The sequence below is a fragment of the Cupriavidus sp. 05T313 genome, assembly GCF_056396665.1.
In genome coordinates, this window is sequence record NZ_JBFTLX010000228.1 from 1 (window position 1) to 11,886 (window position 11,886).

Genomic DNA, 11,886 nt, shown 5'->3' on the forward strand with positions numbered 1-11,886 from the left:
CCGTACCCGCTCGGCGCGCACTGGGATGGGCTCGGGGTCCGTACCCGCTCGGCGCGCACTGGGATGGGCTCGGGGTCAACTTTGCCGTGTTCTCCGCCAATGCCGCGCGTATCGACCTCTGCCTGTTCTCTGCAAACGGCCGCAAGGAGCTAGCGCGAATCACGCTGCCCGAATGCACCGACGAGGTCTGGCACGGCTACCTGCCACACGCGGCGATCGGCACAGTTTACGGCTATCGCGCGTTTGGCCCTTACGAGCCGACCAAGGGGTACCGTTTCAACGCGCACAAGCTGTTGCTCGATCCCTATGCGCGGCAGTTGAGCGGGCCGGTGCGCTGGTCCGAAGCGCTGTTCGGCTACCGGCTGCAAAGTCCGCGCGCCGACCTCACGCCCGACCGCCGTGACAACGCCCCCGCCATGCCCAAGGCGGTGGTGGTGGACACCAGCTTCCACTGGGGCGACGACCGCACGCCGGACGTGCCGTGGGAGAAAACCGTCATCTACGAAGTCCATCCGCGCGGCCTGTCGATGCTGCGCCAGGACCTGCTGCCGCACACGCGCGGCACCTTCGCCGCACTGTGCGACCCGCGTTTTATCGACCACCTTCACAAGCTGGGCGTAACCGCCGTGGAACTACTGCCCATCCATGCCTTCCTGCAGGACCGCTTCCTGGTGGAGCGCAGCTTGCGCAACTACTGGGGCTACAACACGTTGGCTTTTTTCGCGCCAGAGCCGGCTTATCTCAGCATCGGTCAGCTCAACGAATTCAAGGTAGCGGTGCGGCGGCTGCACGCGGCGGGCGTCGAGGTCATCCTCGACGTGGTCTATAACCACACTTGTGAGGGCAACGCGCTCGGCCCGACGGTATCATGGCGCGGACTGGACAACGCCAGCTACTATCGGCTCATGCCGGGCGATGAGCGCCACTACATCAACGACACCGGCTGCGGCAACACGCTCAACCTGTCACACCCGCGCGTGCTGCAGATGGTGATGGACTCGTTGCGCTACTGGACCGAGTGCTTCCATGTCGACGGCTTCCGCTTCGATCTCGGCACCACGCTGGGACGCGAGGGCAATGGCTTCGACCCCGGCGCGGGCTTCTTCGACGCGATCCTGCAGGATCCGGTGTTGTCGCGCGTCAAGCTGATCTCCGAGCCCTGGGATCTTGGCCCCGGCGGCTACCAGGTGGGCAACCACCCGCCCGGCTTTGCCGAATGGAACGACAAGTTCCGCGACACTGTGCGGCGCTACTGGCGCGGCGACGCCGGCCAGCGCGGCGACTTGGCCGCGCGCCTGGCCGGCTCGGCCGATTTGTTCGACCGCCGTCACCGCAAGCCCTGGGCTTCGGTGAACTTCATCACCGCGCACGACGGCTTCACGCTGGCCGATCTCGTCAGCTACAGCACCAAACACAACGAAGCCAACTGCGAGGACAACCGCGACGGCACAGACGACAACGCCAGCGCCAACTGGAGCCCGGACGGCAGCGTGGAAGGTCCCACCGACGACCCGGTGATCCTTGAGACGCGCGGGCGCGTGGCGCGCGCGATGATGGTCACGCTGCTGCTCTCACACGGCACGCCGATGCTCACCGCGGGCGACGAATGGAGCCGCAGCCAGGTCGGCAACAACAACGCCTATTGCCAGGATAACGAACTCTCCTGGCTGGACTGGGACGACGCGGGCAGCGCCGCCGGCCGCGCCATGACCGCTTTTGTCAGCCGCCTGCTAGCGCTGCGTCGGCGCCTGTACGCCTTCTCCGAGGCCCGCTTTCCCCACGGGCGCCGCGAATTGGAACCGGGGCTAGCCGACATCGCGTGGTTCGATACGGACGGCCACGCCCTCAGCACCGAACAATGGTCCGACCCCGGCGGCTGCACCCTAGCCATGCGGCGCGCCGCCAGCGGCCCGGATGGCCAGATCCAGGTGACCTTGCTGCTGCTCAACGCTGGCAGCGGTGACGCCACGTTCCGGCTGCCGGAGCCGGCGCAACACTGGCAGTTGCTGATCGACAGCAGCCAGCCTGACGCGTCCGATGCTGGCGTCGACACACCTACCCTGACCGTCCCGGCGCATGCCGTGGCGCTGTTACTGGCCGCGCCGCCCAGCGACGCGGACTCGCAATGGAGTTAGCCCAACCCGTTCCCAGGCCATTGAAGGAGGCCGCATCATGAACGCCTTGCCATCGCTGCCGGCGCCGTCGCCATTGCAGTCATTCGGTCCCAGCCGGCTTGAGGACGGGCGCATGCGCTTTCGCCTGTGGGCACCAGATGCCGCCGCCAGCGGCCAGCCTATACGGCTGGAGATCGCAGGCTTTGGGCCGGTGCCGATGTGCGCGGTCGCGCCCGGCCCGGGCGAGAGCGAGGGCTGGCTCGAGGCGATTGCGCCCTGCTGCCGGGCCGCGCGCTACTGGTTCCGGCTTGACGACGGCAGCACCGTGCCCGATCCCGCCTCGCGCGCCCAGGCCAACGACGTCGATGGCGCCAGCCTGGTCTGCGACCCGCACGCCTACATCTGGTGCCACCCGTACTGGCGTGGCCGCCCCTGGCACGAGGCGGTTGTCTACGAAATGCATGTCGGCCTGTGCGGCGGCTACGCCGGCGCCACAAGGCAACTGCCGCGCCTGGCCGCACTTGGCATTACGGCGGTGGAACTGATGCCGCTGGCCGAATTTCCTGGTGGGCGCAACTGGGGCTATGACGGCGTGCTGCCGTTCGCCCCGGAATGCAGTTATGGCAAGCCCGATGAACTCCGCGCGCTGGTGGACTGCGCGCACGGCTTGGGCATGATGGTGCTGCTCGACGTGGTCTACAACCACTTCGGCCCGGAAGGCAATTTCCTTCACCGGTACGCCGCCACGTTCTTCCGCAGCGATGTGCGCACGCCATGGGGGGCGGCCATCGATTTCCGTCAGCCCGAGGTGCGCCGCTTCTTTACCGAAAACGCCTGCTATTGGCTGGAGGACTTCCGCTTCGACGGATTGCGCCTGGACGCCGTGCACGCCATCGTCGACGAAGGCTGGTTGCGGGAAATGGCGGGCGAGGTGCGCGCGCGCCATCCTGGCCGGCATATCCACCTCGTCCTGGAGAACCACGACAACGACGCCTCGCTGCTGGCGGCAGGCTTCGATGCGCAGTGGAACGACGATGGCCACCACGCCCTGCACGTGCTGCTGACCGGCGAGTGCGATGGCTACTACGGGGACTATGCCCGGCCAGCCGGCGATGCGCCTGCCGAGGAATCCGCTGCCCCCATGCTGGCACATCTCGCCCGAGTATTAGCCGAAGGCTTTGCCTACCAGGGCGAGGTCTCGCCAACGCGCGGCACACGCCGCGGCCAGCCCAGCGCCGCGCTGGCGCCCACCGCCTTCGTGCTGTTCCTTCAAAACCACGACCAGACCGGCAATCGCGCACTAGGCGAGCGCCTGACCCGGCTGGCGCAGCCCGATGCGCTGCGCGCGGCGGTCTTGCTGCAACTGCTGTGTCCGCAGATCCCGCTGGTCTTCATGGGCGAGGAGTACGGGGCGGAAACGCCGTTCCTGTATTTCACCAGCCACCCGCCCGAGCTGGCCGAGGCCGTGCGCGCCGGCCGCCGCCGGGAGTTCGGCGCGGTGGCCGCCTTTGGCGATCCGGAGCGCGCGGCGCTGATCCCCGATCCGAACGACCCCGCTACCTTCGAGGCGTCTCGTCCCCCGCTCGATGGCGACAACGCGTGGAGCCAATATTACCGTGCGCTGCTGGCCATCCGCCAGCGCGAGCTGGTGCCGCGCCTGGCGGGCAGCACCAGCGCTGGCGTGCGCATCGTAGGCGAGGCGGCGCTGGCGGCAAGCTGGCGGCTGGGCGACGGCGCGCTGCTGACGATCTGGATCAACTTCTGCGATGCACCCGCGTCGAGCTCGCCGGCGGGCATGCCGCCCGTCATTCCCGGCCGGCTGCTGGCCCAAAGTCGCGAAGGCGCCGAGCAGGCTCTGGCCAAGGGGCTGCTGCCTCCGGCCTCCGCGATTGCCTGCCTGGACGCTCCCGCTCACCCCTAACGAGGCCAGCATGGATCCCCCCGATACCGCGCATGAAGGAGCCTTGCAGGCACTGCACACCTTGGCCGACCGGGCCGGCCTGCTGGTCCATTGGCAAGATGCCCAGGGCCGTGCGCGCGAGGTCGAGCCCGATACACTGCGCGCCATGCTCGGGAAATTCGGGCTGCCCAGCGCCACAGTAGGTCAGTGCGAGGCCGCGCGCGCGCAGTTGGCCGCCGAGGATGCCGAGCAGGGCTTGCCGCCGTTGATCACCGCGGACCAGGGCGAGCCCGTGGCAATCGCATCCGGGCATACCCTCTCGCGACAGGCGTACCGGCTCGAACTGGAAGACGGCAGCGTGTTGAACGGCACCGCCCGGCGCGATGCCAGCGGCATCCTGCGCGTGCCGGCCATCGTTGCCAGTGGCTATCACCGGCTGATGCTCGGCAATGACGAAGTCACGCTGGGCGTGGCGCCGGCGCGCTGCTTCGGGATGGCCGATGCGTTGCGCATGCGGCAACACAGTGAACGCGATGACCGCGATGACGATAGCCGGCGGCCTTGGGGCCTCTCTGTGCAACTGTATTCCCTCCGCCGCGGCGCCGCAGCGGGGCTGGGCGACCTCACCGCCCTGGCGCAGTGCTGCGAGGCCGCCGCACGCGAAGGCGCCGACGCGGTCGCCATCAATCCGCTGCACGCCGGATTTGCCGCCTTGCCGCAGCGCTACAGCCCCTACGCACCGTCCAGCCGGCTGTTTCTTAACCCGCTCTATGCCGACCCCGCCGCCGCCTTCGGCCAGCATGCCGTCGCGCAGGCCGAAGCGGCGCTGGGCCTGCGCGCGGCCCTGCAGGCGCTCGAAGCGCGCACTGAGATCGACTGGCCCGCACTGGCCCAGGCGCGCAACGCCGTGCTGCAATGGCTGTGGCAGCGCCGCGCCACGCTGCTGCCTGCCCGCGCGGCGCAGGCATTCGCGGCGTTTCGGCGGCACCACGGCGCCTCTCTTGAAGTGCATGCGCGTTTCGAAGCGCTGCAGGCCCATCACCTGGCAGCTGCCGGCAGCCAGGAGCAAGCGGCCGCCGCTTCCGACTGGCGGCGATGGCCCGTGACCCAGCACTCGCCGGAAGCCGCCTCGGTGGCGGCCTTTGCGAGGGCCAATGCCGATGCCGTGAGCTACCACGCCTTCGTGCAGTGGCTGGCGGCGGACGGGCTGGCCGCCGCCCAGCATGCCGCGCGCGGCGCAGGCATGGCAATCGGCCTGATCGCCGACCTCGCGATCGGTACCGACGCGGGTGGCAGCCACGCCTGGGCGCGTCAGGATGAAATCCTGCCCGGCGTCTCCGCCGGAGCCCCGCCCGACCTGTACAACCCGCAGGGCCAGGACTGGGGGATTTCCGTGTTCTCGCCGCGCGCGCTGCGCCGACGGGGCTTTGGCGCCTTCATCGAGATGCTGCGCGCCAACCTCGATCAGGTGGGCGGCCTGCGCATCGACCATGCGCTGGGCCTGGCCCGCATGTGGCTGGTGCCCGATGGCGCACTGCCCGCCGCGGGCGCCTACCTGCGCTTCCCGTTCGACGACCTGCAGCGGCTGATCGCGCTGGAATCCTGGCGGCACCGCGCCGTCATTATCGGCGAGAACCTCGGCACCGCGCCGGCGACCTTCAACGCCAGCCTGGCTGCGCGCGGCATACTCGGCATCGATGTGCTGTGGTTCGAGCGCGAAAGCGCGGCAGCCGATGCCGGGGACTCAGCTGCGCAACCCGCCACGTCCGGCACCCCGCCCGTGCCCGCCTTCCTGCCGCCCGAGCGCTGGCCGCCCGAGGCGGTGGCCACCACGACCACCCATGACTTGCCCACAGTGGCCGGCTGGTGGGCTGGCCGCGACATCTTCTGGCGGGCGCGCCTGGACCAGCTCGGCGCCGAAACCGAGTGCGGCGCACTGGTCGCGCGCGCCGGTGAGCGGGCGGCGCTGTGGCAGGCGCTGAGCGCCGCAGGCCTGGTACGCGGACCGGGACCCGGCCCCGACCGCCCGCCGCTTGAAGCCATCCTGGCCTGGCTCGGCCGGGCCAGCACGCCACTGTGCCTGGTGCCGGTGGAAGACCTACTGGGCGCCGTCGAGCAGCCCAACCTGCCCGGCACGGCGTCGGGCCACCCCAACTGGCAACGCCGGCTGGACGCCGACGTGCGAACGCTGTTTTCCAGCCCGCCAGTGCGCCAGCGCATTGCCGCGCTGCGCAGCGCGGGCACGAGCGGTCGCGGCGCGCCGGCGACGAATTCCCGATAACCCGGAAGAGAGACACTGAATGCTCCAACCTTGCCTGCCACCCCGCGCCACGGCTCGCCTGCAGCTCCACGCCGGCTTCACCTTCGGGCACGCTGCCGCGCAGATCGATTACTACGCGGCACTCGGTGTCAGCCATCTTTACCTCTCGCCGATCTTCAACGCGCGCCCGGGCTCGACCCACGGCTACGACGTCACGGATTTCCGCTCTATCAATCCGGAACTGGGTGGCGAGGGCGGCTTCTACCGTTTTGCTGAACGCGCCCGCGAACGTGGCTTAGGACTGGTGCTGGACATCGTGCCCAACCATATGGCGGCCAGCCCTAATCACAATCCCTGGTGGCGCGATGTGCTGGCGCGCGGGGCGGAAAGCGCGTACGCCCATCACTTCGATATCGACTGGCATTCTTCCGACCCGGACCTGCACGGCCGCGTACTGCTGCCCATCCTGGGCAAGCCCTACTGGGAGGCGCTGTGCGCCGGTGAGTTGACGCTGAGTTTCGATGTGCGGGCGGGCCAGCCGGTCGTGTGCTACGGCGAACACGCGCTGCCGCTGGCGGACGATACCTTCGAACCCGCCGCGGCTGCGAGCCTGCCGGGCGAGTTCGACGGGCGCGACGCGACGGGCCGCGCCCGCCTGCACGCCCTGCTGGAACGGCAGTACTACAGGCTGGCCTGGTGGGCCACGGCAGCCGACGAGCTGAACTGGCGGCGCTTTTTCGAGGTCAGCGAGCTGGTGGGTATGCGGGTGGAACAGGCACCCGTGTTCGAAGCGATTCACGGGCTGGTGTTGCAATTGTTCCGTGAGGGCTGGATCGACGGTGTGCGGGTGGACCACGTGGACGGCCTGGCCGATCCGGCGGCCTACTGCCAGCAGTTGCGCGCCCACCTCGCCGCACTCGCGCCCGACCGGCCGCCGGGACGCGCCATCGCGTCCCCGTGGCTGGTGATCGAGAAGATCCTGGCAGAGCAGGAGACGTTGCACGCGGACTGGCTGGTGGACGGCACCACCGGCTACGACTTCATGAATGAAGTGGCCTGCGTGTTGCACGACGGCACAGGCGCAGCCGCGCTCACCGGGCTTTGGCAGGAGATGAGCGGCGAGACGCGCTGCTTCGAAGAGCAGGTGGAGTCGGCCCGCGGCCATATGCTCGGCCATCACCTAGTCACTGAGTACGAAGGCGCTTGCCGTCGTCTGCATGCCTGCGCGCGCAGCAACCCTGCCACCCGCGACCTGACGCTGGCCAGCCTGCGGCGCGCGCTGGCGGCGCTGCTGGTGCGGCTGCAGGTCTATCGTACCTACTTCAGTGAGCGCGTACGGACCCGCGAGGACAAGGCGGCGCTGCAGCGCGCCGCCGACGCCGCGCGTGCCACGCTGGCTGCCACCGACCTGCCGGCGCTGGCACGCTTGCTGTCATGGCTGGCAGACCCGGCCGGCGACAACACGGCGCTGGGCGAGGCGCGCACGCGCGTGCAGCAGTTGATGCCACCGCTGGCCGCCAAGGCCGCCGAGGACACCGTCTTCTACCGCTACGGCCGCTTGCTTTCGCGCAACGAAGTAGGCAGCAACCCCGCCACCCTGGCCCTGCCGCTCGAGGACTTCCACGCGCGCATGRCACAGCGCGCACTGGCCTGGCCGAATGCCATGCTGGCCACCGCCACCCACGACCACAAGCGCGGCGAGGATGCGCGCATGCGCCTGGCGGTGCTGAGCGAGCTTCCTGAAGAGTGGGCCGAAACCGTCAGTCTGTGGGAGATGCAGTGCCGGCCCTTGCTGGCACGTTTGCCGTGCGGCCCCGACGGCACGGACCGATTGATGCTGTACCAGACGCTGGCCGGCGCCTGGCCAGCCGGGCTGGCGCCGGGCCACGCGGAGGGTGTATCGGCGTTGCTTGCCCGCGTGCAAGCCTGGCAGTTGAAATCGATCCGGGAAGCCAAGCGGCACGGTAGCTGGACCAGTCCCGACATCGCCTATGAGGAAGGCTGCGCAGCCTTTCTCGATGAGCTCGGCGCCGACACGTCCACAGGTGGGGTTCTGGCGCAGCTCGCCCGATTTGCCCGCCGCATCGCCGTGCCAGGCACCATCAACAGCCTGACGCAGACGCTGGTGCAACTGACGGCGCCCGGTGTGCCCGACCGCTACCAGGGTGCCGAGGACTGGGATCTCAGCCTGGTCGATCCCGATAACCGCCGCCCGGTGGATTTCGAGTCGCTGCGCGCCCGGTTGGATGACACATCTGGGTGGCCCGAATGGCTCGCCAACTGGCAGGACGGCCGCCTCAAGCTGCAACTGATCCGCAGCGGACTGGCCGCACGGCGGGCCCATGCCGAATTGTTTGCCGCCGGGGACTATGGCCCCATCGCGCTGGCCGGCCCGCTCTCCGCGCACGCGCTTGCATTCATGCGCCGCCATGGGCAGGCGCAGGCACTGGTGGTCGGCACCAGGCTGGCCGCCCGGCTGGCCGAGAGCGACCGGCCCATGCTCGCGCCAGCGCAATGGCGCGACACCGCTCTGCGAGTCGGACGCGGGGACAACAGCCATTGGGTGGATGTCCTGACCAGCCGCCAGCTGGACGCGCGCGCCGGCTGCCTGGCCTTGGCCGAGGTGCTGGAAATACTGCCAGTGGCCCTATTGTTGCGCACCAGGTGACGCGCATCCAATCTGCGCCAGCGATGTGGTAGCAATTCGGCGATGCTGCTGGCGCGGTGCGTTGGTAGCCGTGTGATCACGTCTTTCAGATAGGCGTACGGATCGTGACCATTGAGTTGCGCTGACCGAATCAAACTCATGATTGCCGCGGCACGCTGTCCCGCACGCAAGGAGCCGGCGAACAGCCAGTTCGCCCTGCCTATCGCCCACGGGCGGATCTGATTCTCGACCCAGTTGTTGTCCACGGGCACGTCCCCGTCCTCAAGATAACGCGTTAGTGCTTCCCAGCGCTTGAGGCTGTAGTCGAGCGCCTTCGCAATCGCGGAGCGTTCCGGAACGAGCTTGCGTTGGCCGGTCATCCACGTGTGCAGCGCCTCGGCCACCGGCTTGGCGCGCAACTGACGAAGCGCGCGTCGTTTGTCGGCCTTCAGATCAACTGCCTCTCGCTCGACGTCGTAAAGCGCGGCGAAGAACTTCAAGGCCTGCTCGGCAATCTGGCTCTTGTTGCTGGCATGCAGGTCGAAGAACTTTCGTCGCGCGTGAGCCGCACATCCGATTTCGATGATGCCTTGCTGGAATCCGGCCTTGTACCCGCCGTAGTCATCGCACACAAGCTTGCCCTGCCAGTCACCCAGGAAGGTGCGGGAATGCTCGCCGGCGCGGCTGTCGGCGAAGTCATAGACTACGGCTCGCACGTCTGCGAATTGCGTTGCGGTATACGCCCACAGGTAGGCACGATGCGTTTTTCCCTTACCGGGACTGAGCATCTGCACCGGCGTCTCATCGGCATGCAGCACGCCCTGTTGCAATATCTCCTGATGCAGCGCGTCGACCAGCGGCTGCAACCGCACTCCGCACACGCCTACCCAGGCTCCAAGTGTCGACCGCGGGATCGCCAGACCGGCGCGCGCAAGGATACGCTCCTGCCGGTACAGTGGTAGGTGGTCTCCGTATTTGGAGACCAGCGTATGGGCCAGCAGTCCGGCAGTAGATCCTATGAAGCATCTAGGCCTCGCCACGCCGAGGCCTAGAATCAGCGTGCCGAGCTTGGCTCATAGGAGACCATCATGCGTACAGATCAGGCATACACGGGTACAGAGGAGCGGGTGTTGGCGGTCTCGCTTGAACTGGCAACCGCGAAGTGGAAGGTCGCGTTACACGACGGGCAGCGCGAGCAACCGGCTATACACACCGTCGCCCAACCGCAGGCGGCAACCCGCTTGCAGGCCGTGCTGGACCTGATCGAATACCAGAAACGCAAGTGGTCGCTGCCGGCAGGCGTGAGGCTCGCCGTGAGCTACGAAGCCGGCCAGGACGCGTTCTGGATCTATCGCGCGCTGCCGGCACGAGTGATCGACTGCTATGTTGTCGATCCGGCCAGCATTCCGGTCGAGCGCCATCAGCGACGGGCCAAGACCGATCGGCTCGATGCGATTAAGCTCGTCATCAACCTACGCGCGTGGCTGCGAGGCGAGCGCGACCGCATGCATGTGGTTCACGTGCCGTCTTCGCAGGACGAGGCGTCACGCCAAATGATGCGCGATCGCGGGGCACTGCAGAAGGAGGTCCTGCAGCATCGCGACCGGATGCGCAAGCTGCTGGCCACGCTCGGTTGCTGGGATGACGTCGACAGCAAGGCCTTCGCCAACCGCCTCGCCCGTGACGAGGTGCTGTGCCACGACGGCGAACCGCTGCCGCCCGAGTTGCGTGAACGGCTGCTGCGCGAGTGCGAACGCTTGGCGCTGGCGGAGAAGCAACTCGCCGTGCTCGAGAAGACGAGACAAGCAATCCTGCCGGCACCCGCGCGCAAGCGGATTGATGCCCTGGCACGCCTAAAGGGGATTGGCGAAGTGGGTGCGTCGCGCCTCGCCCTCGAACTGTTCTGGAGAGAGTTCAGCAACCGATGCCAGGCGGGTGCCTGCGTAGGCCTGGTGCCGCAGCCCTACGATAGCGGCGAGAGCCAGGTAGACCAGGGCATCAGCAAACAGGGCAACCGGCGGGTCCGCGCTCTACTGGTCGAGATGGCATGGTGCTGGCTGCGCTACCAGCCCGACAGCGCGCTGACACAGTGGTTCATCCAGCGCACGCAGGGCACGGGACCGAATCGCCGGGCGCGGCGCATCGCCATCGTCGCGGTCGCCCGACGCCTCGCGATTGCGCTGTGGCGCTATCTGAAGGACGTCGTCATCCCTGAAGGCGCACACCTGAAGTCGGCCTAAGCCCTCAGGCTTAGCAGGAAGGAGGTAAGGTTTAGCCAGACAGTACGTAGCAGACACGGTTTGAAGTGGACATGCCCGTGGCATTCCTGGGTTGCTGATGCAACCGATTCATGTAGATGGGGCATGTTCCCGGCGACGTTTCCGGCGTAACGCGCATGCAGGATGAGGCCGGCCAGGCGCCGGCGGATAGAAGGTGGTCGGACGTCACGTCCGACGCGCGCACAATCGGCTTCAGACTACTGGCTGCACGTAGGTWCTGGCGCGTCGTTTGCAATGGAGGTGCTGAATTCGATTGCAGTCAAATACTAACCAGTTTACCAAAGGGCTTGACAAAGTGCTGCTCATAGAAGGAATGCCCTTGTCGATGATGTGCGGCGGCATGGATAACCAACCACTGTCAGATTTAGTCTAGGCTATTACATATTACCTGGCCGCATAACGGTACCCCACCTACGGCCTGCGTCTGCTGTTTGGAAGGCAGTCCTTTCAGCACAATGATGTAACGGCGAACACGCCGTTTTTTCACTCGCCCCCGCAATTTGCATCAGCGCCGTCTGTCATCACCGCAAAGATTTTCGACACTGATGGGGGCGCCGGTGTGACATGCTGCCCTTAGAACCCGTTTGATAATTCAGGGATGGGCGATTCTGCGTAGCAGCAGCCCGCCCATTGCGATATAGACCATGGCCTCGGACACATCAGGACGTCGCTCGTAGTCCCTGACA

5 protein-coding genes and 2 pseudogenes are annotated in these 11,886 nt (G+C 67.4%); 5 read left to right on the forward strand and 2 right to left on the reverse strand.

The annotated features are described in order from the left end of the window. Positions 1–20 precede the first annotated feature (20 nt). Genes glgX through treY form a run of 4 tightly spaced genes read left to right on the forward strand, consistent with a single transcriptional unit; the run spans position 21 to position 8,942 of the window. Positions 21–2,135, forward strand: a complete 2,115-nt coding sequence (gene glgX / locus AC1DKD_RS32720; RefSeq protein WP_477144183.1) for a glycogen debranching protein GlgX — start codon at positions 21–23, stop codon at positions 2,133–2,135. A gap of 37 nt (positions 2,136–2,172) precedes the next feature. Further along, positions 2,173–4,035, forward strand: coding sequence for a malto-oligosyltrehalose trehalohydrolase (treZ, locus tag AC1DKD_RS32725; RefSeq protein ID WP_441627220.1), 1,863 nt, complete (start codon positions 2,173–2,175; stop codon positions 4,033–4,035). Between the two features lie 10 nt (positions 4,036–4,045). Next, complete coding sequence (malQ, locus tag AC1DKD_RS32730; protein ID WP_477111992.1) at positions 4,046–6,295, forward strand: 4-alpha-glucanotransferase; 2,250 nt, start codon at positions 4,046–4,048, stop codon at positions 6,293–6,295. A 19-nt stretch (positions 6,296–6,314) separates the two neighbouring features. Beyond that, a complete protein-coding gene (treY, locus tag AC1DKD_RS32735) occupies positions 6,315–8,942 on the forward strand; it encodes a malto-oligosyltrehalose synthase (RefSeq protein ID WP_477144182.1) in 2,628 nt (875 codons plus the stop codon). A gap of 14 nt (positions 8,943–8,956) precedes the next feature. Here treY and tnpC read toward each other — a convergent pair. After that, a pseudogene (gene tnpC, locus AC1DKD_RS32740) lies at positions 8,957–9,931 on the reverse strand (IS66 family transposase); the annotation flags it as partial. 78 nt (positions 9,932–10,009) lie between these two features. Here tnpC and AC1DKD_RS32745 point away from each other — a divergent pair. Further along, complete coding sequence (locus AC1DKD_RS32745; protein WP_441627214.1) at positions 10,010–11,161, forward strand: IS110 family RNA-guided transposase; 1,152 nt, start codon at positions 10,010–10,012, stop codon at positions 11,159–11,161. Between the two features lie 631 nt (positions 11,162–11,792). Here the strand turns inward: AC1DKD_RS32745 and AC1DKD_RS32750 are convergent. Then, positions 11,793–11,886: pseudogene (locus AC1DKD_RS32750) on the reverse strand (IS5/IS1182 family transposase); the annotation flags it as partial.

Excerpts from the sequence above, each read along its gene's own strand:
- treZ (WP_441627220.1), top strand. The coding sequence starts at position 2,173 with ATGAACGCCTTGCCATCGCTGCCGGCGCCGTCGCCATTGCAGTCATTC.
- malQ (WP_477111992.1), top strand. The coding sequence starts at position 4,046 with ATGGATCCCCCCGATACCGCGCATGAAGGAGCCTTGCAGGCACTGCAC.
- AC1DKD_RS32745 (WP_441627214.1), top strand. The coding sequence starts at position 10,010 with ATGCGTACAGATCAGGCATACACGGGTACAGAGGAGCGGGTGTTGGCG.